This window comes from Desulfomonile tiedjei DSM 6799 (assembly GCF_000266945.1).
In the GTDB taxonomy this organism is placed as follows: domain Bacteria; phylum Desulfobacterota; class Desulfomonilia; order Desulfomonilales; family Desulfomonilaceae; genus Desulfomonile; species Desulfomonile tiedjei.
On record NC_018025.1, the window covers coordinates 3,510,068 to 3,535,094 of the forward strand.

Annotated in this window: 17 protein-coding genes and 1 other RNA gene; 6 read left to right on the forward strand and 12 right to left on the reverse strand. The window is 50.8% G+C overall.

Annotated features, from left to right (window positions below; genetic code table 11):
- Positions 1-306: 306 nt before the first annotated feature.
- From DESTI_RS14880 to DESTI_RS14900, 5 genes are read right to left on the reverse strand one after another with little or no spacing between them, the layout of a single operon-like run.
- A complete protein-coding gene (locus DESTI_RS14880) occupies positions 307-1,230 on the reverse strand; it encodes a class I SAM-dependent methyltransferase (RefSeq protein WP_014810794.1) in 924 nt (307 codons plus the stop codon).
- Positions 1,231-2,310, reverse strand: coding sequence for a glycosyltransferase family 4 protein (locus DESTI_RS14885; protein WP_014810795.1), 1,080 nt, complete (start codon positions 2,308-2,310; stop codon positions 1,231-1,233).
- Positions 2,307-2,702, reverse strand: a complete 396-nt coding sequence (locus DESTI_RS14890; RefSeq protein ID WP_014810796.1) for a 6-pyruvoyl trahydropterin synthase family protein — start codon at positions 2,700-2,702, stop codon at positions 2,307-2,309. The genes DESTI_RS14885 and DESTI_RS14890 overlap by 4 nt, the downstream gene beginning before the upstream one ends.
- A complete protein-coding gene (locus tag DESTI_RS14895; RefSeq protein ID WP_014810797.1) occupies positions 2,695-3,732 on the reverse strand; it encodes a zinc-dependent alcohol dehydrogenase in 1,038 nt (345 codons plus the stop codon). Before DESTI_RS14895 ends, DESTI_RS14890 begins: the two co-directional genes overlap by 8 nt.
- A gap of 22 nt (positions 3,733-3,754) precedes the next feature.
- Complete coding sequence (locus DESTI_RS14900; RefSeq protein ID WP_014810798.1) at positions 3,755-4,480, reverse strand: RibD family protein; 726 nt, start codon at positions 4,478-4,480, stop codon at positions 3,755-3,757.
- 486 nt (positions 4,481-4,966) lie between these two features.
- Between DESTI_RS14900 and tsaE the strand changes: the two genes are divergently transcribed.
- The 4 genes from tsaE to DESTI_RS31775 all read left to right on the forward strand — a co-directional run bounded on the left by tsaE (position 4,967) and on the right by DESTI_RS31775 (position 8,874).
- A complete protein-coding gene (tsaE, locus tag DESTI_RS14905) occupies positions 4,967-5,482 on the forward strand; it encodes a tRNA (adenosine(37)-N6)-threonylcarbamoyltransferase complex ATPase subunit type 1 TsaE (RefSeq protein WP_014810799.1) in 516 nt (171 codons plus the stop codon).
- 61 nt (positions 5,483-5,543) lie between these two features.
- Positions 5,544-6,767 carry an aspartate kinase gene (locus DESTI_RS14910; RefSeq protein ID WP_014810800.1) on the forward strand — a complete coding sequence of 408 codons (1,224 nt, stop codon included), beginning with the start codon at positions 5,544-5,546 and terminating at the stop codon, positions 6,765-6,767.
- 68 nt (positions 6,768-6,835) lie between these two features.
- Complete coding sequence (gene cimA / locus DESTI_RS14915; protein ID WP_014810801.1) at positions 6,836-8,416, forward strand: citramalate synthase; 1,581 nt, start codon at positions 6,836-6,838, stop codon at positions 8,414-8,416.
- Positions 8,413-8,874: a ComEA family DNA-binding protein gene (locus DESTI_RS31775; protein ID WP_014810802.1), complete on the forward strand. Its 462-nt coding sequence runs from the start codon at positions 8,413-8,415 to the stop codon at positions 8,872-8,874. Before cimA ends, DESTI_RS31775 begins: the two co-directional genes overlap by 4 nt.
- Here the strand turns inward: DESTI_RS31775 and DESTI_RS30795 are convergent.
- The 3 genes from DESTI_RS30795 to rnpB form a co-directional block, all read right to left on the reverse strand.
- Positions 8,770-9,387, reverse strand: coding sequence for a hypothetical protein (locus DESTI_RS30795; protein WP_014810803.1), 618 nt, complete (start codon positions 9,385-9,387; stop codon positions 8,770-8,772). The genes DESTI_RS31775 and DESTI_RS30795 overlap by 105 nt on opposite strands.
- 279 nt (positions 9,388-9,666) lie before the next feature.
- Entirely contained in the window at positions 9,667-11,223 is a 1,557-nt protein-coding gene (locus tag DESTI_RS14925) for a vWA domain-containing protein (RefSeq protein WP_014810805.1), read from the reverse strand.
- A gap of 15 nt (positions 11,224-11,238) precedes the next feature.
- An RNA gene (gene rnpB / locus DESTI_RS29610) (RNase P RNA component class A) lies at positions 11,239-11,596 on the reverse strand.
- A 134-nt stretch (positions 11,597-11,730) separates the two neighbouring features.
- On the opposite strand from rnpB, the gene DESTI_RS14930 reads away from it, so the two are divergent.
- Complete coding sequence (locus DESTI_RS14930; RefSeq protein ID WP_014810806.1) at positions 11,731-13,146, forward strand: TlpA family protein disulfide reductase; 1,416 nt, start codon at positions 11,731-11,733, stop codon at positions 13,144-13,146.
- Positions 13,147-13,556: 410 nt separating this feature from the next.
- Here the strand turns inward: DESTI_RS14930 and nusG are convergent, their stop codons facing one another.
- Both nusG and DESTI_RS14940 read right to left on the reverse strand, forming a co-directional pair.
- Positions 13,557-14,105 (reverse strand): transcription termination/antitermination protein NusG, encoded by a 549-nt coding sequence (gene nusG, locus DESTI_RS14935; RefSeq protein WP_014810808.1) that lies wholly within the window; start codon positions 14,103-14,105, stop codon positions 13,557-13,559.
- 271 nt (positions 14,106-14,376) lie between these two features.
- Positions 14,377-17,442 carry a hypothetical protein gene (locus DESTI_RS14940; protein ID WP_014810809.1) on the reverse strand — a complete coding sequence of 1,022 codons (3,066 nt, stop codon included), beginning with the start codon at positions 17,440-17,442 and terminating at the stop codon, positions 14,377-14,379.
- A 686-nt stretch (positions 17,443-18,128) separates the two neighbouring features.
- Between DESTI_RS14940 and DESTI_RS28960 the strand changes: the two genes are divergently transcribed.
- Positions 18,129-22,133 carry an MASE3 domain-containing protein gene (locus DESTI_RS28960; protein ID WP_014810810.1) on the forward strand — a complete coding sequence of 1,335 codons (4,005 nt, stop codon included), beginning with the start codon at positions 18,129-18,131 and terminating at the stop codon, positions 22,131-22,133.
- A 438-nt stretch (positions 22,134-22,571) separates the two neighbouring features.
- Here DESTI_RS28960 and DESTI_RS14955 read toward each other — a convergent pair whose 3' ends face one another.
- Together DESTI_RS14955 and DESTI_RS14960 are read right to left on the reverse strand one after the other, a co-directional pair.
- Entirely contained in the window at positions 22,572-24,038 is a 1,467-nt protein-coding gene (locus DESTI_RS14955; protein ID WP_014810811.1) for a 4-hydroxyphenylacetate 3-hydroxylase family protein, read from the reverse strand.
- A gap of 134 nt (positions 24,039-24,172) precedes the next feature.
- On the reverse strand, positions 24,173-24,943 hold the full coding sequence (locus tag DESTI_RS14960; RefSeq protein WP_014810812.1) for a crotonase/enoyl-CoA hydratase family protein: 771 nt from the start codon (positions 24,941-24,943) through the stop codon (positions 24,173-24,175).
- Positions 24,944-25,027: the final 84 nt, after the last annotated feature.

The following is a 25,027-nucleotide window of genomic DNA, read 5'->3' on the forward strand; positions in this document are numbered from 1 at the left end:
TCTTTGTAAAGAAGGTTCCCCAAGCCCCTCCAAGAAACTTTCAATATTTGGTCTAAGTATTCATTTCCCTGAGGGAAATGAATACTTAGACCTATTCGCTTTTATGAACATTAATATGGCCGGCAGGGACGCCGGCCGCTACCGGCTCTGGTAGGGTCCGGCGTCCCTGCCGGACCTCTCTGTTTTGTTCTTTTATTGGCGAAACGGTATTAGACCCCAATATTGGAAGTTCTTGGGATGGGGTTCGGGGAAACACTTCTTACAAGAAGGGTTTCCCCGATCTTATTGCTTTAATGCGGATTGGAGTTAGATCTTGTATCCGAGGAAATCCATTTGGTGGGCGATGTAGACGAGAGTGCCCCGGTCGATTTGGTCGTGTCTTTGTGAGAGCCATGAGTTGAACCGTTTTTGGTCCAGTTCGGGGTTGTCGTGGAGAGCGAGGCCGATGGTATGCACGATGAAGTGGAGGAAATACGCTTCGTCTTCGGGGTATTTCCCTTGTCTTGCGAATACCACCCAATCGGAAGCACCTGATTCCAGTATCTGCGCCCCTGCATGCGATGCATGTTGAAAGAAGTGTCTGCCCGTCTGGCTGTCGCCGGAAGCTTTGCCTCCGATAATTCGCTCATCCATTGTTCTGTGGTAAAGGTTTTCGATCAGAGTATCCAGATCGGGATCTATTTCAGGTTGGATGATGGTCGCTCCATCAAAGTTGATTGTGAAATAGAATATTCCCCCGGGTTTAAGCATCGCCAGCAGATCCGGCAAGATCAATGGAACGTCCACAAGATCCAGGAAAGCGTTGGCGATGAGAAGATCCCATGAGCCAGCATTTTCAGGCAGGTGCATGAAATCCAGGACATCGGCTGTGATCGGCGAAATATCTGTCTGCTTGTCTTTTCGGGTCAGCCGAATCGTATCTTTCGTAGTGGAGACCTGAAAACCCCGTTCGGAGGCCCACTCGGGTATGCGCGAAAACACTTCTTTCGTATTGTCCGGCTGAGAATCCACCGCAAAGTAATCCGCTTGATCGATTAGCCCCCAGTCAATCACCCTTTCTACCATAGTCCCGATACCGGAACCCAGTTCCAGAATGCGAGGACGGTCGACGTTACGTGACCTGAGAGCTTCCTGCAAGGCCTGCCAGACATTCTTGTTCAGGCCGCGGTCATCGACACTTTTCTTGGATGATAAATAGCGAGCAAAGGTATATTCCTGAGGGGCTGTCATCTACTTCACCAATGTCAGAAGAAAATTCCTTACGTTATCAGCCGTTTCCGGCCATGTGACATGCCGGTTGTACCGGTCCAGAGCGGCCATGCTCATGGTTTCCAGTCTTTCTCGGTCATCGATCAACGTTTGAACATGAGATGCAACTGCTGCCGCATTTCCCGGAGGAACCAGAAATCCGTCTATCTCGTGAGACACTATCTCGTGTGCGGCCCCGACGTTCCCTGCAATGCTCGGTAAACCGAATTCCATTGCCTCGAGGTACACTATCCCGAATCCTTCGTACGAAGAAGGAACAGCCAGGAGCTGACTTTGCTCGTACAGCCGAATCAGATTCTCCCGAACCACAACCCCATGCAAACGGACATTCTCGGCCAGCCGGTTCGTTTCGATCATTTTGTGAATGTGTTCGCTGTACGCGGGGTCGATATCCGGGCTCCCCACGACATCGAGTTGCCAAGAATCGCGGGACAGTTGCCCAAGAGCAGAAAGCAAGGTATGAAGCTCTTTTCTGGGGATGAGATTTCCAACAAAGAGTATCCGCAAAGGTCCTTTTTCCCGTGCCCGACGAGCCACCCGGTTCCTCTCCAACTGCGAAGCCTGCGGGTCGCGGCCGGGATACGCCACTACAGACGGATCGCACACCCCTGCGAGCGCTTGCACAACCGATCGAGTGGTAAAGCTGTTGTAGATGTAGGCGTGTACCCCCGAGAGATAGTCCTTTTCCACAAGCCCGTACAATCTATTCTGATAATTCGGCCTCAGTTCGCTGCACCTGAGATGATGCACCATGGAGACAAGCGGATACTTCGTACGCTGCTTCAGCAATCGGTTCAGGAGAAAGAGCGATGGATGATTCAGCTCATCCTGGATGAGGATATCCAGCCGCGCGGTGCTCAGTTTCTTGAGGAATCCGAATCGAAAATTGTCGAGAAGATGAACGCCGTACGTTCTCCAGGGAAGCGAGAACACCTCGACGGAATCGCCGCATGCACGGAAATGCTCTACGAGCATGCGGTCGTAGAGAAAGCCTCCGGTAACGATTCCAAGGTGACCGTATATTACCAGTCCTATTCTCAAGAGCGCTCTTTCCGAAAGGATGCCCAGGCGATCTCGTTTTCCCAGATCTTCACTGTTATCACAGTAATATTCTTTGCGCTGATTCTGGACGAGAAGGTATCACAAAAGATCCTGGACAGATGCTCTATGCTCGGGTTCAATCCCTGGAATTCAGGGAGTTCATTCAGAGTCTTGTCCCGATAGTACGAAACGAGTGCTTCCAACTGAGTCTCGATATCTACGATGTCCACGAGGTACCCGTGTTGGTCCAACTCGGCCCCTTCCAGTTGTACCTCTATGCGATAATGGTGTGAATGTCGCTGATTCTCAGCTCCCCAGTCCCCTCCAAAAAGGAAATGCTGTGCCACAAAGTCCCTCTGGACTGCTACCGAATACCCGGAACTGCTATGCATAATTTCCCCCATATTCCAAAATCACCTGGACTGCCTGCTCAGGATGCTTGTCCAGAATTTCATATGCTTCCGCTGCACGGTCGATCTTGAACCTGTGAGTAATAAGTTCAGCCGGCCGGACTGTGCTCAAAGCTGCTATCGCGGTTGTGAGTCTTCGTGCCTTCGTCCAGAGCCCCGTAAATTCAGGAGCCATGGTGCTAACCTGGCTGCTGATCAGCTTTATCCGCGCTCTGTGAAAACGACCTCCCAGATCCAGTTCTGCCTTCTTTTCTCCGTACCAGGAACCGACAACAATGCGGCCCCCTAATCCTGTGAGCGCTATGGCAGTGTCAAGGGCCTTTGGATTGCCCGAAAGCTCGTACACCAGGTCGGCCCCACCTTGCAGGCCATTCAAGCCGAGTAAATCCTGAATCTCAGGGAGAGTATGCCCGTCAGCCGGATCCAAAGACCGTGCACCCATCCCCCGGGATTTTTCTCGTCTTAACGGAAAATTGTCAAGACTCAGAAGCAGTCCAAGCGGCAGTTTCGCCAATAATCCCGCGGTGAGCAGCCCGACGACGCCTTGCCCTATGACTACGACCCTCTCGCCGATGAGCGGCTTACCGTCCATCAGGAAGCTTACAGCAGTTTCCATGTTCGGGATGAATGCGGCCTCTTCGGGATTCAGTGATTCGGGAAGAGAAATCAGATGCTCCGGTTTTGCGGTAAAATAACTCTCGTGAGGATTGAATGAGAATACCGATTTTCCTAGCCATTCCCGAGAAACCGACGCTCCGGTTTCAACAATTTCACCGACACATGCGTATCCGTATTTGAGCGGATAGGAGAAGGTGCCGCCAAGCGCGGGAATGGACTCGTCAATGGCCAGGTTTGCCGGCCATTGTCCTCGATAGACCAGCATTTCGGTCCCAGGGCTGATGGCCGAACATATGGTTTTGACAAGGACCTGATCGGACGCCATAATCGGAACAGGCTCTTCTCTCGGTTCTACCCGATACGGTTCCACAAAATGCACTGAAAGATTCTTCATACGGTCTCTGTTGAATTTGGGACTAGACCAGATCTCCCCATAAAATGAGATCTTCTCCCAACCACCGGTGTTGCGGATTCGAGACGCGCGGAAAATTCTCCGGTCCCGGCAATCCCAAGTCTTTGACAGCCCGCAAACCTCCGACCATTACCGGAGCGACGGTCAGGACAATGTAGTCGGCAAGTTTTTCGAGAAGAAAATTCGTTATGATACGTGAACCGCCTTCCACCATGAGACTCTTGAAACCCAGATTACCGAGATTGTTCAGCATCGCATGGAGGTCCACGAGATTCCTCGAGTTTCGCGGTACAGTGATCACCTCGGCTCCAGTGGCTTCGATAGCCTCGCGACGGACCTCGTCGTGTCCGGGCGCAGCGATAACGAGGGGGCGTCGGGAATCCTGGTTGAGCAAATTGCACTCCAGCGGAAGCCTGAGACGGCTGTCCACCACAATCGGTCTCGGACTGCTACCGTGAACCAGCCTCACATTCAGCCGAGGATTGTCCGAAAGCACCGTTCCGATGCCCACGAGAATAGCCTCATGAGCCGCTCTGAGTTGATGAGTGAGAGTAAGCGATTGTTGTCCGCTGAGAGGTAGTGCTTCGCCCGGCTTTGCGGATATGCATCCATCCAGACTCTGAGCATAACTGAGAGTGACAAACGGACGCCGAGTTCTTCTAAAATGATGCTCTGACAGAGCAGTAAGAGATTTTAAAAACTCCATGCAACAGTGAAGAAGAACTCCCATGGGATATGTGTAACCCGATCGACTGCAGATGCAGTTGCGATCTTCTGGAGCGGAACACTAGCATGATGTCGCACAACATACAAGATTGAACTGTCGACTGTTTTAATATGATCTCTGCTGAAATACGCAGAAGATGGTTGTGCGATGCCAAACTACGGCTCGTCTTTCATGCCGCTTTGCGAAATCCCGACAGAAATATCTGCTCTTCATTTCTCAGATACGCAGTCACGAAATTCAGGCGATCCATGTGGAATTAATGCCAATAAAACATTGACTTAGCTACAAATGGCATTACATCCTCAAAAACTTGAAAAAATGGGAAGCATAGCGTATTCTTGCGCGTTGACGTTTGACTGTCGGCACACAGATCGATGGCTAATAAAGGAGAACGTCCGTTGCTTCAGGGTACTGCGTTGCGTCTGCGACCGTGATCAAGTTGAAAAGGTTTTCTTATCCTGATGCAATGAAAAAGAAGGCATTTTGACAATGCTCAGGTCCGTCAGTCTTATTACCCGGTCGGAAGAAGAAACCATGGAAGTAGGAGCGGCTCTGGGCAGATTTTTGAGACCTGGCGATATGGTGTTCTTGATCGGCGAACTAGGATCGGGAAAAACAAGATTGGCGAAAGGTTTGATTGCCCAAGCCACCGGAGCCCCCCGGGAAGATGTGGTGAGTCCCACCTTCACGTTAATGAACCGGTTTGAGGGCGATTTCGACGTATACCACGCGGATCTCTATCGACTTGCTCCCGAACACGTTGAAAGCATAGGACTTGAAGATGCTTTGGATCAGGGTGGAGCCCTTCTTGTAGAATGGGCCGAAAGAATTTCCTGGACCGAAGACGATGCTCTGGTGGTCCGGTTCCAGGCGCCGGATCGAACCGATACTCGGATAATCGTTTTGGAATGGCAAGATCGAAGCCCCTGGCGAGAGAGAATGCCGTTGATTCTGAAAGAAATTCCTGAGGGCATGAAGCTGGATCATGAGAGCCTTTCAGTCTGAAGCTCGTCTCGAAAGGCTCTTGCTGATATCGGGTAATTAAGAAACCGTACGGAGTATCATTATGGCGTTGATCGTTCAAAAGTACGGAGGAACCTCTGTCGGCGATCTCGATAGAATCGCAAATGTTGCGCGGAAAGTCGCTGCAACGAAAGACAAAGGTAACGATGTCGTAGTTGTTGTTTCCGCAATGTCGGGCGAAACGGACAGGCTTCTCGGGTTGGCAAAAAAGATATCTCCTTTGCCGAATGAAAGAGAAGTGGACGTACTCATATCCACGGGAGAACAGGTAACCATAGCGCTCCTGGCAATCACCTTGGAATCTATGGGCTACAAGGCTCGTTCCTATTGCGGGTGGCAAATACCGCTCGTCACCGACGCAGCTTACGGATCGGCACGAGTCACGGATATCAAGAAAGAGGCTCTCTTGAAGGATCTGCAAGCTGGCCATATCATTGTGGTTGCGGGATTCCAGGGAGTGGACGATGCCGGGAATGTCACCACTCTGGGTAGAGGCGGTTCAGATACTTCTGCTGTAGCAGTCGCGGCTGCTTTGAATGCAGATCTGTGCGAAATATTCACCGATGTTGACGGTGTATACACGACAGACCCCAACATTACGGCCAAAGCCCGCAAGATACCCAAAATAGCCTACGAAGAAATGCTCGAAATGGCCTCGCTCGGGGCCAAGGTGCTTTACATTCGGGCAGTTGAATTCGCTATGCGCTACAAAGTTCCTGTGGTGGTTCGATCCAGTTTTACAGATAATGAGGGTACTCTGGTAACCGAGGAGAATTCAGATATGGAGAAAGAATCAGTAAGATCCGTCACCTGCAACACCAAAGAAGCAAAAATAACGATTTCCGGAGTAGAGGACAAACCGGGGATTGCTTCAACTATCTTCTCGCTGCTTGCCGATTCTAACGTTGTTGTGGATATGATCATTCAGAATTCCAGTGAAGCAGGTAAGACGGACATTTCGTTCACGCTTCCGGAAGCAGATCTGAAGAAGGGGTTGGAGATTTGCCAGCGACTCAAGCAGGATTTGCACGCAGAAGAGATTTCAGGCAGCTCCGATATTGCCAAAGTATCCATAATCGGACTGGGAATGCGCTCTCATTCGGGGGTTGCGGCAAAAATGTTTACCGCACTGGCCAAAGAAGGAATTAATATAGAAATGATCTCCACGTCAGAGATTAAAATATCCTGCGTTATCAGCCAAAAGTACGCCGAGTTGGCAGTCCGCACTCTTCATGATGTGTTCGAGCTGGATAAGGCATCGGCGTGAATCTTTGCACATAAGGGATTTCCTGTAAGCGTTGAGAAGACACGCTGCATTGGGATGGAGGCAAGTGATTGACTCGAATTGAGCTGTACGACACCACACTCAGGGATGGTGCTCAGACTTGGGGAATAACGTTCTCTCTGGACGATAAGATAAGGATTGCTCAGAAGCTCGATGAAATGGGTATCGATCTTATCGAAGGCGGATACCCGGGATCTAATCCGAAGGATCGCAAGTTCTTCAAAGCGGCCAAGGATATCCCCTTCAAGCATTCACGTATCGTAGCTTTCGGAAGTACCTGCAGATCGGATTTAACTCCGGAAAAGGATTCCCAGGTAGCAAGTCTTATTGAGACGGGTACTGAATACGTGACGATTGTGGGCAAGAGCTGGGATCTTCATGTTCGTGAGATTCTGGCAATTCCCCTGGAAAAGAATTTGTCCATGATCGAGGACACCATAGCATTTCTGCTGCCTCACTTTTCCAGGGTCATTTTCGATGCGGAACACTTTTTCGACGGTTTTAAACGGAACAAGGAATACGCAATTCAGACATTGCGTGCCGCTGAAGAAAAAGGAGCAACGGTCCTGGTTCTCTGCGATACGAACGGCGGGTGTCTTCCCTCCGAAATCTCGTCAATCATCACAGAAACGAAGAAACACGTATCCGCGGCCATCGGCATTCACAGCCACAACGATTCGGAAACCGCTGTTGCTAATACTCTAGCTGCTGTGCAAGCCGGGGCTGTTCACGTTCAAGGGACTATCAACGGCATCGGAGAGCGCTGTGGCAATGCCAACCTGATTTCCATCATCCCGGCGTTGGCTGTGAAGATGCAATTACTGGATTTCCCACCGGAAAAGTTGCGGCTCCTGAAACATGTTTCCGAATTCGTGGATGAGATGGCGAATCGGACGCCGCTGAAGTCTCAGCCGTACGTAGGAGCGTCCGCTTTCGCGCATAAAGGCGGGCTGCACACGAGTGCGGTCATGAAGAGCACCATTGCGTACGAGCACATAGACCCCACTCTCGTGGGAAACAACCGCATCTTTCCCATGTCCGAGCAGGCCGGACGAGCCGCATTGGTCCAAAAAGCCGCTCAGTACGGGATACCTCTCAAGCCCGAAGATCCCAGGGTGAACGAGATCCTCAAGACCATAAAGGATCTTGAAGCGAGGGGCGCACATTATGAAGTGGCGGACGGCTCCTTCGAGTTGCTCATGAAAAGAATGCTCGGTCTGCACAAGAAGTTTTTTACGCTCCACGGATTCCATGTCAGCAATATGAAACGCCAGGGCGATACCAAGACGTATTCCGATGCAGTCGTCAGAATCGTGGTTGGCGACAAAATGGAGTTTTCCGCAGCCGAAGGGAACGGTCCGGTGAATGCGCTCGACCTGGCATTTCGCAAAGCACTTCAACTCTTCTATCCATGTGTTACCGAAGTGATGCTGACAGATTTTAAAGTCCGCGTGCTGGAAGGAACGTCCGGAACCGGTGCCACGGTGCGAGTCTTAATAGAATCCACAGACGGCGACCAGGTGTGGTGGACGGCGGGATTCAGTCAGAATGTTATTCAAGCATCTTGGGACGCCCTTGTTGACAGTATCGATTACAAGCTCCAGAAGGATTTGGCGAATCGAGGCTCATGAAGTACTCGCGCATACCCCGAGTGAACAGGCAAGTGCAGGGGCTGATACTTGTGGGAATAATTGCGCTCGTAGTTCATTGTGTTGGGATTCTCGTTCCTTGGGTGCCATGTGACAGGTCCATTCGTCTGACCGGCAATGCGTCGGAAATCGACATTGGCAACATATCCGGCACTCACAAAGTAAACACTCGGAAGAAACTCGATTTGAATGTTGCCGATGAATCGGATCTTCGGGCCGTTCCCGGAATCGGGCCGGTGCTTGCGGGCAGGATAGTGTCTCACAGGGATTTGATTGGGGGATTCACGAGCCTGGAAGAATTGAAGAATATCGCTGGAATTCGCGCCAAGAAGTTTTCACAGTTTTCCCGGTTTCTGGAGATCTCCGACAGCTTCCATGGGCAGAAGCACGTCCAATCCTCGTTGAGTTTCTCGAATCCACCGACTGGGCCCGACGAGTAACACATGCCCGGCTGCTATGAGATCTCTCAAAGAGATAGCCGTCCCAACTGCAATGACTATCCACATCTTCGGTCCAAAAGCCACACCCAATTCGTAGAGCGCAAGGCACATCAGGGGAATGCTGGTCACAGGAAGAACGGTAACGAGGAGAAAGGCATTTCGGGGAAGTTCGTTACCTCGGACCACCATGCCTTTAGGGTTCTTGGGATAAGCCTTTCTTGCTCTGCCCAGTGCTACTTGGAACGTGAGAGCACGTATTCCCATATACATTCCTGCACTACCCGAAGCCATTGCAATGAGTGTTATCAGCGAAGGAACAGGTCTTACTGTCAGGGAGAACAACAGCTTCATTGCTATCAGGACGAGCATTCCTGAAAGTACAGACCACAGGCCCATTTTGGGGATGCCGATCTCCATCTCCAAAAAGAATGCCGGGGAAGAGGACCGGCGCAGACCGGAGGAAGGTTTCTTGGTTTGCATGGGAGACCGGACCGATTCGGACAATTGTGTCACGGGTCGGAACTTCTTATAACAATTTGCATTCAAAGTTGGACGAAAATCCCTCCATTCCCCCTTTATAAAGGGGGAATGGAGGGATTTTGAATGCAGATTGGTATTCTAACAAATCCTTCCCCGAACACTACCTCAAGAACCTTTGATATTCGCCGAAATTCGAATTTCTTCCGGGAATTTCGGGTTCCGACGGATGATAAAAGTTGCTTGGAGTGGTTTACAGGCGGGGAAAACTCTAATATAAGACGTCTCCCCATTATTCTCTAAATACAAGTAATTTCAATTCAGTTTCCGAATAGACCGGGATGTTGTCAGCTTTCCTTTTTTCACCTTGATGTCAAGCACCACAGCTTCTCCGGAACTGATCTTCACGCTTTGAATGGTTCGCTTCGATGATTGGATTCCCGCAACCACAGGGAGTTCCACGGAATATTCTCCAGGAACCAAAGTGACTTCCTCTCCGGGAACCGCGGTGAACACGGACTTCTCACCTTTGATGGTGATTTTTTCCATAATCGGAGCCTTGAGCGCTTTGCCGTACCTGGAGAGCACTTGATCCGTATCGCCGGGGTTATTCATGGTAAAGAAGACGCCATTCGTTTTCTTTGCCAAACTGGAATAGCCAAAGTCCTTGTTTTTTGCCATGCCGAGCCCGAGAACATCGACACGCGCAGATTCTTTTCCGAAAAGCTGTTCCACGATAGCAGCCGCATCCGCTTTTAGACATTTGCCGGAACCGTCCGTAACAATGAGCACTCGCGGGGAAAGCTTGCTTGCTTTGATAGCTTCAAAATCCTTCTTCAAGGAGAAAGCCGCTGCCGCACAAGGATTGGTGACGCCACCAGGAGAAAGCTCGGCAAACTTGTCATTGAGTCCCGGAAACGGAGCTTCGGACCAGTCGTATAGCATACGGCTGAGACAGGGAGCAGGTTTTTTCTTTCGATCCTTGTCCGGTTTACTGCATTGGAAATCCCGCACTGCCAGTTTCGATCCGGGGGGCATGCCTTCGGGAATTTTCTCGATGAGATTCGTGGCAGATTTCAGTCGATTCCCGGCCCAAAGGCGGTTCTTTCTCGCCATATGAGCAGAATCGTCAAGGATAACCATCAATCCCCACTTCGCAACCGCACCGGAGTAATTATGAATCTTGACTGTCATCGATCCCGGTAACTGGAATTGCTCAGCCTTGCTCTTATCGTTAATTTCCGGCGCACTCGGCGGAGTGGTGGCGACAACCTCCTTCTTCGGTGAAGTTTTTTGTTTTGTCGGGCCACCCTTGTCCTGCGGAGTAGTCTCTAGAATCGTGCCGGTTTTCACTGCAGGATCGCTTGCACCGTCTGTCGCTTCAGCAACGGCAACTGTCGGTTCCGGAACGCGAGCCTCCACTGATGGACCTTCTTCTGTTTTGAGAGTCGGTTCCCGGTCGCTCGGCAGAATAGGAGCTTCGGCCGTCCTATCATCTGCATGTTGTGTTTCCGAAACGGTTGATGCGCCTGCCGAAACTCCGGGCGGACACGTCTTCGCTTTCGTGGGTCCGTTCGGATCCAAAGTTTTTTCCATAGAAGGGAAAAGGACTTTGGAGGGATCTACGGGACTCTGTCCGACTCCCTTCAGGAGTTTACCGGAAGAAAAAAGGTTGTCAGATTGACTCCGACCGAAGGAAGGCTCCGTTTTCGGGGAGACCGAAGAAGGCGCCCTCATATCTGAACCGATTTTGTAGGCGACGACCACGGCCGCAACAGCGAATCCGACGGTCAGCAGCAGTTTCAGGAGTGAGCGTTTCCTGGAACCGCCTGCCTGGTCCTTTTGGCTCTGCAGATCAGATTTCTCTTGCATGGCGGGCCTCGTGTTGAGTCCGGGGGGACAATAAGCCGAATTCTGTTCCCGAAGAACGGGCGGCGATCATTCCTCTGGGACGACGGTCACCCGTCGCCTCAAGCGACCTACCCGGAAGCATCGGACGGGCCATCCTCAAGCGCTTCCCTATTTGGTCTTGCTCCGAATGGGGTTTTCCAGGCTCTCGTGTTACCACGAAAACCGGTGAGCTCTTACCTCGCCTTTTCACCCTTACCTCCCGTTCGAGAGGCGGTATCTTTTCTGTGGCACTTTCCTTGGGGTTACCCCCACCGGGCGTTACCCGGCATTCTGCCCTATGGAGTTCGGACTTTCCTCCAACATTTTCATGTCAGCGATCGCCTCGTCCCCCCAGACACTGCCGTATATATGATAACGAAGAAGAAAATGCAAGAGATTCGACGTGTTCTATAAAATCCTTGAAATCCGTATCATTATGTTATAGCATCGAAAATCAATTTCGCAGGCTTCTCATCAAGGAAGCGTCTCATGTTTCATCGAAAGCTCTTTATATTCTGTATGATCCTGTCCTTAGGCACGGTCACAGGTACAGCTATCGGATCACGCGGTCCGGATCGGATTTCCAACATTCACATATTTTCCAGACCTGACCCTGCCAGAGAAATGCAGTTGCAGGATATACACGGCAAGTCCGTTGCGCTATCAAGACTCCGAGGAAAAATCGTTATCCTCAATTTTTGGAAAATTGATTGTCCTCCTTGTTCCATGGAAAAACCGGTTCTCGAACGGATTTATCGAAAATATGCATCTCGTGGCCTCGAAATCGTTGCAGTGAACCTTTTCGATCATAAGGACGATCTTCGAGCGTATGGGCAAAGGGGCCGCTTCAGCTTTACTCTGGCATACGATCCTGCTCAACAATTCACGACCAAGAGATTTGCCGTCGGATCCGGGACGCAGACAACGTTTATTGTGAATCAGCATTCACAGGCTATTTATGAAGTGTCCGGAGTGCCGACCACTTATGTAATTGACCGAAACGGAAAAGTTGTAGCCAATGCCGTAGGAATGGTGAACTGGGAAGATCCCGAGGAGAGCGCTTTTCTGGAATCATTGTTACAACCGGGAGCCACAACTGTTGCCGCTGAATCTGTTCAGTCTCCGGAGCTCCCGGGCAGGCATCTTTCCGGAGATGAAGTCACGTACCCGGAGCGACTTGCGCAAATGGAGTCGGATAATGCCGACGTGTTCCAGCAAACGCAGTATCGTGATTCGGAACCCTTTCCACCGGTTATGGCCCAACAGGGTCCGGTGCAGAATCCCACGATGCCATCCGTTACCGGCATACAGCCGCCCCAATCTCCACCCCCTGTCAGAGTTGCTCCTCCTCAGCAAGATACTGAAAAAGCGCAGGGAACGAAGCGCAGGTTGAGCACAAAACAGGCAAAAACTCCTGCTCCGGTGCCGTCCGGATCGAGGAAACCCGTGCCTTATCAGCCGGGAACTGCTCAGAATCAGCCTCCGGTGCAGACAGGGGTTCAGAGCGGATCGTTACCACCGCTGCCAGCCGCAATACCGTACACACCTCCACGAGGCCAAAGACCTCCAGCCCCTCCCCTTGTCCCGGATGCTAATGGAACAGTAACGGCACGAATTCCCGGTGGTTCCGGAACTCCGGAATATGGATCTTCTCTGCCTCCCGCTCAGCCATTAGGCGGAAATCCCATAGGGAACTTCATTCTGGACTCGTTCGGCCATCCCTCCCAGACGTCTCAATCAGCTTCTCCAAGACCTATAGGCGTTGCGCAGCCACCAGCTCAAGAACGTACTCAGCAGCCTGCCAGTCAGCAGCCTGCTGGAGTTATTCAACAGATAGGACAGGATTTTCAGAACCTTGGCGCAGGCATCAGAGATACGTTTTCACGCATATGGCCGGGTCGTTGATTCTGCAATTGCTGTACTGAAAAAAGTAGGCTGACAAATGTGTCTACCCTCATTTGGGCGGACACGCAGGTCCGTCCCCTACAGTTAGGCCGGAAAGCTGATGAGAAAATCGTGCCACGATTCACCATCCGAGTAGGGGCAGGTCTCGTGCCTGCCCTCCCGCGAATGACCGGCACGGAAGCCGGTCACTACCGGGCACCCACGAGGGGCGCCCCTACAATCAGGATGTCAGGATCGACAAGAATTCGTGTCACGATCTGGATGAATTTCGACTTTTGAGACAGTTTCTCTGTGCCGGTACATTTTTAACATGATCCATGATATCAGTATGACGCTACCGATACCCTGTATCGGAGCGTGGGACAAACCTCAGAATTCTCGGCAATCGCTCCAAAAAAAGTGCAATTCATCTAAATCAGCTCCAATTGAGTAGAGCTATCAAGCGTCACAATCACGCTCTGATTGAACATTTGCACTGACAGAGCAAACTGTCGCTCAGTTCGCCCTCTCTTGATCACCCCTTCAATCCCCTCGAGAGGACCTGATAAAATACGGACCCTCTTCCCGGGAACCAACCCCGGTTTCACAATGAGTTCCTCTCCTGAGGCTATTGCCTTGGCCACAGCATCCAGTTCTCCCACAAAGGCCGACTGATCTTCCACTTTGATAATTCTTACGAATTTTTGCGTATCGTACAGCAATACGTGTTTTTCTCGATCCAGAGCGAAACAGATGTAACCGCTGAACAGCGGGACCTCTACTTCTCTGATGCGTTTCAGGCCGCCAACTCTTGTCCTGCGTTTGTAGAGAGGGAGATAATAACTAATGTTTCTGCTCAGAAAATACGATGCGATTTTTTTCTCACAATTCGGTTTGATGTGCATCACCCACCAGGAGCCAAGATCTTCATCAAGGGGTCTCTCCTCCGGGTAACGTGACAGCAGAACGTCTCGAGTCATGCCATTCCCCGATTCGTCGACAATTTTCGTTACATTCAATTTCGTACATAGACTAACAACATGGAAAGCTCGCTGTCAATGTACTGAAAGACGGCCGGCTTTGCACCGACTCCTCCTTTCAGTCTTCGATAGTTTCCAATATTGTATCGATCAGTGAGTTCAGTCCGGAAAAAATTCGAGGGGAGACGGGAAGGTCGCTCCCCTCGTATGATGAGAAATGGGGGACTGGAAGGTCACCGGTGCCCATCAGCACCGGTCGGGGGTTGCTGGTTTAAACAGCGGGGTCATATTTCCAAAGCTCATATCCGTGTCCTGCCCCTGTGCTACCATCGGTAGCCAAGAAGTAGAGATCGCCATTATATGCATAGAAATTCGGGGCAAGGCTGAGGCCATTGTTCGGATTGGCTCCCGGCCAAATATCCTGGAGCAGGGAAGCGGTTCCGGTTGTGTCATCGTATTTCCAAAGCTCATATCCTTGAGCCGCTGAATAGCCCTGGAAATAAAGATCGTTGTTGAAGGCATAGAGGTACTTCACTGCACCCGACGCAGTCCCAGCCCAGGCAAGAGATGAGAATGTTTCGTCAGGTGTCATCATCCAAATTTTCACGCCAGTACCATCATTACCCGCAAAATACAGGTTGCCGTTGAGTACTGTAAGATAACTCGTATCACCGTTGCCTCCCACCCAGAGATCCTTCGCAAGACTTACTGTGCCATTGATGTCTACTTTCCAGAGCTCCGAGTTGGCTGGAGATATGATACTGGAAGCGCTATTGGCCCTAAAATAAAGCGAATCATTGAATACAGTCAAAAACATAGGAGAGCTACTCGCGGTTCCGGCAGCGATATTTGAGATTCTGGTGCCTGTTCCGACAATCTGACCCGGATCCGCATGATATCGCCAGAGCTCATTTCCATTATTGCTGGCAGTATCATAAGCAGCAAAGTACAGATCGCCGTTAAACACAGTCAGGTTTGAGGGATAACCGCTACTCGAACCGACCCAACAGTCGGCAGCGAGTTGTGCCGTGCCGATTCCGCTGACCGGGTCAATGTGATACACCCAGAGTTCAGTGTTAGGGTTAGGAAAAGCCGCGGTATTCGCAGCGAAATACAGATCGTTATTGTACACTACAAGGGAAGACGGATAACTGCTGCCGGTGCCACCATAGATGTCCGTGCACCTGGTGAATGCGCCGCTAGCGCCGTCCATCTTCCAAAGCTCGGTGCCGTACGTGGCGTCGTTTCCAGCAAAGTACAAGTCACCGTCAAATATGACTAGCCCACCCCCGGCTGTGGGACTCCCTGGGACAACGGACGCCAGACCGATGGCCGGGTCAATTTTAAAGAGGTGACCGCCAGTGGCATCTGATGCGGTAAAGTAGAGTTCACCCTGAAATTCAAGGAAATTGCCCGGATTGCTGGCAGCGGTTCCCGGGTTAATATCCTGGAGGAGTGCGGCGCCTGACACTGAGATGCTGAAGGTTCCGTCTACCGGGCTATTACCCTGAGCATCAATTATGTGAGTGGTGACGGTAACATAACCTGCTGTGCTTGGTGTGAAGACCAAGGCATTCAGAGCGCCTTGCACATTCGCCACTGTATCTGTCATGGTCCAGGTGCCGGCTGCAAAGGCTCCCCCAAGACTGGATGCCAGTGTACCCGAGCTCACCTGAACATTCACCGTCACGTTTTCCAGGTCAGCGTCTGTTATGATGATGCCAGTGAACGCAAGAGTCTCGGTGGGACTCCCTAAACTGTAGCTGGAGAGAAATCCCGTCAGGCTCGGGATGTCGTTCACTACGATCTGGAATGCCCCGTCTACGGGACTATTTCCGGAAGCATCCACGATGTGAGTCGTCGCATTCACGGTTCCACCAGGGCCCACTTGACTGTACGTCAAATTGTCCAAGACGGTTTGCACGTTTGCCACGGTATCGGTAATGCTCCAGGTACCGGCGGCGAACGTGCCTGCCGTCGACGCCAAGGTGCCGCTATCGACGAAGATGCTCACCGTCACCCATGGGCTATCCATGTCGCTGACTACAAGATTCTGAATCAAGCTGAATTGCAGGATATCAGTTGGATGGTTGAGATTATACGTATCGGCAAAGCCTGTCAGACTCGGGACGTCAGCTACATCGATCTGGATTGACTGAGTGCTGATGAGTTGCCCGCCCGTGCCGGTGTTTCCGAGATCGTTGATGGTGACATCGAGGTTGTCTGTACCTGCAAAGGCCGGATCACCGGTATACGTCAGATTGGCGAGTGCAGCGTTTATTGCGTCCTGGCTACCGGTGAACACCATAGTTGTATCGTGATTTCCCGTGCCGGTTGTAAACGTCAATCCCGTGACACTGCCAAAAGTGAGTGTGCCATGAGCGACTGAAAGAGTCGCCTCAACATCGTTCAAACCGGCATCAATATCGAGTACTGCAATACCGGAAATGAGCGTGTCAGTATTTTCGGTTGCTGTCTGAGTTCCGGAAACTCCGATTTGAGGAGCATCATTCTCCCCTGCCACCAAATGGTTCTGAACGTACGTATACAATCCATTTCCATAAGTGTAAGTCGTTGTATCCCAGGTGTTGTACTGAAGGATTCCATTCGGGTCGGTAAACGATGTTTGGTACGGTTCCCACGTTTGACTCTCTACCCAGTCAAACCATGTCCATGTGGTGGTAGCGTGGTCTTGCTGCAAATAAAAATGAGTGCCTCCGCTGGGATCGTAGAAACTTGCATTCAAGTCGTTGTACACCTGACCGCCCAGACCATCGGCGAACCATGTCTGGTAAAGTTCCCAGACATTGTCAGTTACGGCATCAAACCACCACATCTGGCCGCCATTGTGATCCTGGTACATGTTATGAAGATCGTCAGTGTAGTAGAAACTTCCATTCCAGTCGTTATAGACCCATGCCCATTCTGTGTTGACCTGATCGGCAAACCATGTGAATGCCGGCTCCCAAATCTGATCCGTCACATCATCCCACCAGAACCAGGCGCCTGTGGAGATTTCGTTGGCCCAATACTGATGGTCGCCATGATACCAGTAGGAAAAATCCCCTGAATTGAGCACCCACCAGCCAGTGTTCTCGTTCCAATACCACCCGGTTGCTTCTTCCCACCACCAGCCGCTGCCGTTGTCTTCATACCACCAACCATTTCCGGTGGAGATCCAGCCGAGGCTATCAACCTGACCTCCGTCGGCTTGTTGAGCAACGACATCCTGAGTGTCGGCGACTGCACCGTCGAGTACAATCCTCTCCTCAAGTTGCTCCAGTACCAGCTCGCGATTGGGAACTCCCAAATCTGTACAGACGTATCGCGTACCCATCTTTGCTGCCTCCAAAAACTGTGATTTATGGTCTGGTAGATTCCGCTATTTGTAGTTAGTTATTAAATAATCCAATACATATTGTTGTTTAATATTATAGCAACCTGAAATATCAGGATAATATTTGGGTTAATGACAGCCTCTCCTGAAGGGGACATCGCAAACATTGTCCAACACAGCGTGATAAAATTGCAGGTCCATATCCGCTCACAACCAAAGATTCAATCGACAGAATCTACACAAGAGGCTGCTTCTAAAGTTTGCAGGACCAGCCGTTTGCCCATTCTTTTGGTCGAGAATTGACCCTTCCAACATCGGATCGATGTCGTTAGCAAGAAAAGGGCCAACCCATTCATACTCTTCCAACACGGCGCTATCACAACCTAATTTAGTTTTTTGCCGACAAGTCGAATCATGATGAATTCAATCAGCTATCTGTCGATCTCTCGGACACTCCAGGTAAATTACTTTTATATTGAGATGTTACCGCGTGTCGTAATATCGGACAGACCACAACAAAAGTGCATAATCTACCCGTTCAACCAGTTTCGACAGAGATATACCCCTGCCTTGCGCGCCAAAAGACACAGTAAAATCCTTCGTCCCACCTTTTTCATTTTGACTTCATCACAGAAGCTGTCATAAGTAAGACTTAGTCGAAATAAGTCCGCTTCGGTAGGGTTATAGTGACTCTCGAACATTATCCAAGACACATGGACATGGGTGAAGAGGAGCAGCAAAGATCTTTATGGTTAAATGCCGTCTTTGCTGTCTCACTCTTCGTGGCTCTATACCTGACGAGCGTTTACAATTATCTCCTGTTCCACAGTCTAGCCGAACTATTTAGTATCGTGGTCGCTTTCGGCATTTTCGTCGTAGCGTGGAACTCCCGTACATTCATCAACAACAATTATCTACTTTTCCTCGGCATTGCATACCTTTTCGTCGGCGGCCTGGATTTGCTCCACATGCTTGACTACAAGGGAATGGACCTTTTCACAACAAATGACGCGGAATCGCCGACCCAACTCTGGATAGCCGCCAGATACCTCCAGAGCATCTGTCTTCTCTCGGCTCCGATGCTTTTCGGCCGCAGACTGCGAATTGACACGACCATAGGACTGTTTACTCTCGTTTTCGCTCTATTGCTTGCCTCTATCTACACCTGGGAGGTTTTCCCGACATGCTGGGAACAGGGTATCGGTCTTACCGTTTTCAAAAAAGCCAGCGAATACATCATCTGTTTCATATTGCTCGGTGCCATAGCAGCTCTTTACACGCAGCGGAGCCAATTCGATAGTGGCGTATTTCGGTTGATCGTGTCCTCTATTGCCGTTACCATTATTTCGGAATTCACCTTTACCCTCTATACGAGCGTTGAGGGGCTCACCAATCTCCTTGGCCACTGTTTCAAAATAATGGCTTTTTACTTGATGTACCGGGCCATTGTTGAGACTGGTTTCAGAAAACCTTATGAGCTTTTGTTTCTTGAGATTAAACGGGAACAAGAAGCATTGAGACGGAGTGCTCGACGATATCGTTCCCTGTACAGCAAGACCCCGGCAATGCTGCACTCCATAGATCATAATGCCCGCATTGTGAGTGTGAGCGATTACTGGCTCGAAAAGCTCGGGTACACAACGAGCGAGGTTCTCGGCAAGAGTGCCGCAGACTTTTTATCCGAGGAATCCCGTCGAGAGGCATTGGAAGTCCACCTGCCCAATTTCTTTGAGCAAGGCTTACTCAAAGATATTCCTTACCAGTATGTGAAGAAGAACGGCCAACTCATCGATGTGCTTTTCTCAGCAATCAAGGTCGATGACTTTGGTGAAAATCCCGAGCGATCTCTAGCCGTCGCAGTGGACGTGACGGAACGAAACAAAGCTGTGGCGGCTCTCGCAAAAGCCCATGCAGAGTTGGAGATGAGAGTCGAGGCTCGTACGTCGGATTTGAAAAAGGCCAATGACATGCTCCTCGAGGAAATCGCCGAGCGCCAACGCACTGAAGAAAACCTGATTCGTCTCTCTCGCAGGCTCGAAGCGTTGCGCCAATTCGATCAAGTCCTGGCCCGCACTAAAGACGAGACCGTTCTTCTTGATGAAGCTTGTAGAATCATTGTGGAGACAGGCCAATATTCCATGGCGTGGATCGCATTCATGAAACATGATGCCCCCAGCACAATCAACTTGGCAGCACATGCCGGTTTGCACGAGAAGAGCGTTCCCGATTTCGGTGAACTCCTGCATGGTACGGATGCAACTCACGATCCTGTCATCAATGCAATGCGCTCAGGCACCACACTTATCTTGAAGGATATCGGCAATGACGCGTCCCTCAAGCATTGGAGTGGATCCATCCTGGAGGAAGACTTTCTGTCGCTGATTATTCTTCCGCTCACGATCGAGCACCGGACTATAGGCGGATTAGCAATCTACTCAAGCCATCCCGATGCTTATAGCAATGAGGAAGTGGATCATTTATGTCACTTGGCAGGAGACCTAGTATTCGGCCTGACGTCGATACGAGCTCGAATGCTCCACGAGATCGCGGAACGGGAGTTAATTGCCAGTGAAGCACGATATCGTGCTGTTGTGGAAGACCAGACGGAGTTAATCTGCCGTTACGCTCCGAATTACGTTATTACTTTTGTAAATGAGTCCTTTTGCAGACAATTTTCGAAAGATCGCCAGGACCTGATCGGGACAAAAGTGTTTGAACTCGTTGCAGAGATTGACCGGGATCAACTCAGGAGTCATCTGGAATCTTTAAACATTGACTCTCTTATCCGTACTCAGGAGCATCGAGTCATGTTGCCGGACGGAGAGATCCGCTGGCACCGGTGGACCAACCGGGCGATACTGGATGAAGAAGGAACTGTTGTCGAGTATCAGTCAGTAGGATTTGATATTACCGATCGAAAGCTGGCGGAAGAAGGATTGGCTCAGCGAACGCGCGAACTCGGAGAGAAGGTGAGACAACTGAATTGTCTCTACGGCTTGACCAAGCTTCTTGAGACTCCCGGGATTTCCGAGGAAATCTTTTTTCAAGTGATTGTCCAGATGATTCCAACAGCCTTAAGGGACCCGCAAAATAGCTGGGCTCGCGTCGTTCTCAACGGTCGTGAATTCCAGAGTCACCACTTCGGAACAGACGGTCACAGGCTTGCCAGAGACATCCTGGTCTCCGGTGCCAAGGCCGGTTCTCTGGAACTTTATTGTATTTCAGATGAAAACCAGAACGATGGGGAAAGGTTCCTTGCGGGGGAGCATGTACTCGCCGACGAGCTGGCACATAGGCTGGGCCGGATTCTGGAACGTTCCGAGGCTGAGGAAGCTCTCAGAGCGAGTGAGGAGCGCTTTAGAACCATATTCGAAGGCGCTGTAGATTTTGTATTCTGTAAAGATGCCAGTCTGAGGTACACGCATGTGAACCCTGCCGTGGAACGATTGTTCGGAATCCCGGCTTCAGAATTTATCGGAAAGAAAATCGAGGATATCTTTGAGCCTCAGGACGCGGCTCACATTCAGGATGCGGATGCTCGAGTTCTTCAGGGGGAATCGGTTGAGGGAGAATACGCCATTAAAGTGAACGACGAGCTTATGATTTTTCACGAAATACGCGCTCCCATGCGAAACCGCTCGGGAGACGTTGTCGGCCTTTGCGGCATATCCCGCGATGTCACCGATTGGAGAGTGAGCGAGTCTACCTCCGTACCCCTCGCCCGGCAATATCCGTCCGAAGCAATGAAAGCGACACTTATGAACGCTCGTGTCGCTGCTGCAAAAGATGCAACCATAGTTCTCCTGGGCGAAAGCGGGAGTGGCAAGGATTATCTTGCTCGTTACATTCACGACCACTCGAAACGAGCCGGGGGTCCGTTCTTTGGCGTTAACTGCGCTGCGGTTGCCCATGAACTTGCGGAATCGGAATTGTTCGGATATGAGCGAGGAGCATTCACAGGGGCTCACGGTCGAAAACGCGGACTTCTGGAGCTTGCTGAAGGTGGAACACTTCTGCTCAACGAAATTGGAGAGCTTTCTATGGCGCTACAAGCTAAGCTCCTCACCTTTCTTGACACGAGGCAATTCACTCGGGTGGGAGGAGAAAAGAGTATCACCGTGAATGCTCGCATTATTGCCGCTACGAACAGAGATTTGGCCAAAGAAGTCTCTGCAGGACGTTTTCGAAAGGATCTCTATTACCGACTCAGCGTGATATCAATAGTCGTTCCGCCTCTGAGGGAGAGACGTGATGACATTCCCATACTTGCTGGGGAGATTCTTTCCCAACTGGCTGTAGAAATGCAACTTGCTCAAATTCCGATGCTGCGCTCATCGCTTGTTGCTTCCCTCGCCGAATACGATTGGCCCGGTAATGTAAGAGAATTGCGGAATGTTTTGGAACGGGCATTAATACTATGGGACGGAAGGCGCTTTGATATCGATATTCCGGCTGAAAACTCACAGAGTCAGGATCTGGCGCTAAAATTGAACTATCACGGGCGAACTCTTCACGATGTCACCGAGGAAATCACTCGCATCATGTGCATACACGCTTTGAAGCAATCCCGTGGAAATAAAAAGGATGCGGCAAAACTCCTTGGGATTGCGCGCGACTCACTGTATCGATATCTCAAGCAGTTTGGAATCCGGTCCGATGTCGAAGAAGGGAAGAGTCATGACTGGAATTGAGAAGTAATCGTTCAGTTACGCGGGGTAGAGAAGATCTTCTCCTGTGATCGCGATACCACTGACTTTCTAAATCCCCCCTAAACCCCCCTTTATTAAGGGGGGAATTGCACGTGCCTTCTTTACCCCCCTTTTCTAAAGGGGGGACGGGGGGATTTTTCCCCCGATATGACTGAATGCTTACATTGAGAAGCAATTAAGAATTCCCTGAGTTACAGCAAGTGTATAAAATAGCGTCCGATTGTGAAAAGCACTGCTCGACAATTGGTGGGTGCCGTGCCCCCGTGCCGGCACGCTTTTCAAGTACAAATCAGCCAGTTCGGGGCGGCAGGGACGCCGGCCCCTACCGTCCTTTCAAGGAACAATGTTGGTCAAAAGGTCAGAAATTATGTCAACGGCTATATATAGTCTGCCGAATCCGTCTTCGGGGGAAACTATTCTTCAATCTATTTTCATTCCGGCCAAGCGCTTGACGATATTCTTCCTGGAAGTGATATCGAATTGTGAAGTAATGGCTATCTGTTCCATAATCGGTGAACCTCCTCCATGAACGCCGGCATAATTGAAAACCGCTCCGGCTGCAGAGCAAGCAAAATCTGTAAAGAATAGCCAGAACTTGATTTGCTCCTCTACGGGAATGTTCGGGTTGCGCCTTATGTACTTATCCAGAAGAGGTTTGAGATCTTCATTGAACAGATCCTGCTCGAAGGGAAATGTCGCGGGCATTCCTCCTGCAAGTTTGCACAGGATTTCCTGCTCATGGTAGACAGAATCTCCTGTCAGGCATCGCCCCACGTTTGCATATATGGAATTGGGGATGTACGAACCTGGACCGTACCGACGCACACCGACGCCCGGAATGAACAGCTCGGGTTTTCCCAACGAGGAAGCGGTGTACCCGGCAGCATATCCTAATTCGGCAATCGTTATGAGTTCCGCGAGATGTTCCCGGACATGGTCGGCTTTTTCAATGCCATTGACTTCGGAAACAAGAGAGGCGAGCCCCAGGAGGATGTCACCGACCGCAGGTTTGCATCCGGAATAGCTGTGGCGATGAAATAAGGCAAACAGCAGCGCACAGATGCCCCCGTGCTGATGCTCTCCACAGAGAAATACTCGCTCCCAGGGAACAAGGACATCGTCAAAAATCACGTACGAATCGGCAGCCCCCCAGTTGAAACCTCGGGCTAGGCGCTGACGCTTCCGGAAATTGTGCGGATGGACTACTTGTTTGACGCCCTCGTGATCCCCGGGAACAGCAAACGCTACTGCATAATCCCCTTCTTCCGGAGTGAGCGCCCGCGTAGGGAGAACAAGAATCTCGTCAGCCACGGCCGCAAAGGTGATGTGCACCTTGCAACCCCTGACCACAATGCCGTCTCTCTTCTTCTCCACAACCCGCAGGTAAGCATCAGGGTCGATCTGCTTGGAAGGCCGTTTCAAACGCTCGCCTTTGGCATCGGTCTGAGCACAGGATCCGACAAGGTCGTTCTTCTGAAAATATTCCAGCCATTTCAGAAAATTCCCGTGATAGCCTGTCTCTCCTTTGTTGCCTCGATCCGCTTCATAGGAAACTGCGTTAATAGCATTCAGAGCATCAACTCCCATGCATCTGCCCACGCAGTAGCCCGTTCTCTGGCATAAAGCGCGAGTCATATCCTGCTTCTTATGAAGATCGTTTGTGTCTTGATGCACATGGCAGAAGCGGTTGATCTTGTCGCCTGTGAGGTGAGAGACTGCGGTGCACAGATCTTCGATCTCGGGATTCCGAGCCGCTTCAAATGTGGCCCCGATAACGTCTACAGAGGGGATGAGGTCTTCGTGATCGCGACCGATCTTCTCTCCCTTGTAGTACAGGTTCCTCCCCAGTTTGTTCAGCCCTGCTATGTACTGCTCCTTGGTTCGCATATCATTTCTCCAATCGTTTCGATTCCGCTGGCGCGGTGATGATGAGAAAGAGCATTCGAGATTTTCATTATCATATACGCGATATGGCGCCCGCCACTTTCCAATGTCCTTGGATCCAGCAGAATCAGACTGACTCAGAAGAAGCGTTTCGCATCTTCCTGTTTCTGAGAAAACTTCACGGCTCCTTGTTCGCTCTCTCCACTCTCGATCACCTGTAATCCCAAACGGAATTCAAGATCCATGGCCTGGTCGAATGGTAAATCGAAGCCACGATACGCTGCCTCCCGGTCGCTTCTGAGGCACCGGTTCGGGTACCGAGCAATCCTGTTGGCAAGATTTTCAGCCTCTTCACGGGATTTCCCCGTTTCCACCACGTAATTAGCCAATCCCATTGACAGGGCCTCTTCAGCGCTCACGGATCTGCCTGTGAGAATCATGTCCATAGCCCGACTCAGTCCAATGAGACGAGGAAGTCTTTGAGTGCCCCCATCTATCAAAGGAACGCCAAACCTGCGACAGTACACTCCCAGAACAGCGTCCTTTTCCAGGACCCTCAGATCGCACCAACACGCAAGCTCCAAACCACCGGCCACGGCAAAACCGGATACGGCTGCAATGACCGGTTTGGAAAGACGCATACGGGTCGGCCCCATAGGGCCGTCTGCAGTCATATCAGTATTCAGCCGATTCCTATCGCCACGAGCCAGAGCTTTTAGATCGGCTCCAGCGCAAAAACAGCCTCCTGCTCCCCAGAGAACCGATACCAGTGCATGGCTGTCGGCTTCAAACGACCGAAAAGCATCTGCAAGCCGATCTGCCATGTTTCTGTCCACAGCATTCTTACGATCCGGACGGTTCATTATAATGGTCCAAACGGACCCGTTCTTTTCGATCACAACATCCATGAAATCTCCTTATACTCATCCTGCCATCACATATAGCAGATGTCAGAATTATTGTCCGATTGCGAAGAGAGGTTCTCTAAAATC

Bases quoted from the DNA above. Each gene is read 5' to 3' on its own strand.
- DESTI_RS14880 (WP_014810794.1), bottom strand. From the start codon at position 1,230: ATGACAGCCCCTCAGGAATATACCTTTGCTCGCTATTTATCATCCAAG.
- DESTI_RS14890 (WP_014810796.1), bottom strand. From the start codon at position 2,702: ATGCATAGCAGTTCCGGGTATTCGGTAGCAGTCCAGAGGGACTTTGTG.
- DESTI_RS14895 (WP_014810797.1), bottom strand. From the start codon at position 3,732: ATGAAGAATCTTTCAGTGCATTTTGTGGAACCGTATCGGGTAGAACCG.
- DESTI_RS14900 (WP_014810798.1), bottom strand. From the start codon at position 4,480: ATGGGAGTTCTTCTTCACTGTTGCATGGAGTTTTTAAAATCTCTTACT.
- tsaE (WP_014810799.1), top strand. From the start codon at position 4,967: ATGCTCAGGTCCGTCAGTCTTATTACCCGGTCGGAAGAAGAAACCATG.
- DESTI_RS14910 (WP_014810800.1), top strand. From the start codon at position 5,544: ATGGCGTTGATCGTTCAAAAGTACGGAGGAACCTCTGTCGGCGATCTC.
- DESTI_RS31775 (WP_014810802.1), top strand. From the start codon at position 8,413: ATGAAGTACTCGCGCATACCCCGAGTGAACAGGCAAGTGCAGGGGCTG.
- DESTI_RS14925 (WP_014810805.1), bottom strand. From the start codon at position 11,223: ATGCAAGAGAAATCTGATCTGCAGAGCCAAAAGGACCAGGCAGGCGGT.
- DESTI_RS14930 (WP_014810806.1), top strand. From the start codon at position 11,731: ATGTTTCATCGAAAGCTCTTTATATTCTGTATGATCCTGTCCTTAGGC.
- nusG (WP_014810808.1), bottom strand. From the start codon at position 14,105: ATGACTCGAGACGTTCTGCTGTCACGTTACCCGGAGGAGAGACCCCTT.
- DESTI_RS14940 (WP_014810809.1), bottom strand. From the start codon at position 17,442: ATGGGTACGCGATACGTCTGTACAGATTTGGGAGTTCCCAATCGCGAG.
- DESTI_RS14955 (WP_014810811.1), bottom strand. From the start codon at position 24,038: ATGCGAACCAAGGAGCAGTACATAGCAGGGCTGAACAAACTGGGGAGG.
- DESTI_RS14960 (WP_014810812.1), bottom strand. From the start codon at position 24,943: ATGGATGTTGTGATCGAAAAGAACGGGTCCGTTTGGACCATTATAATG.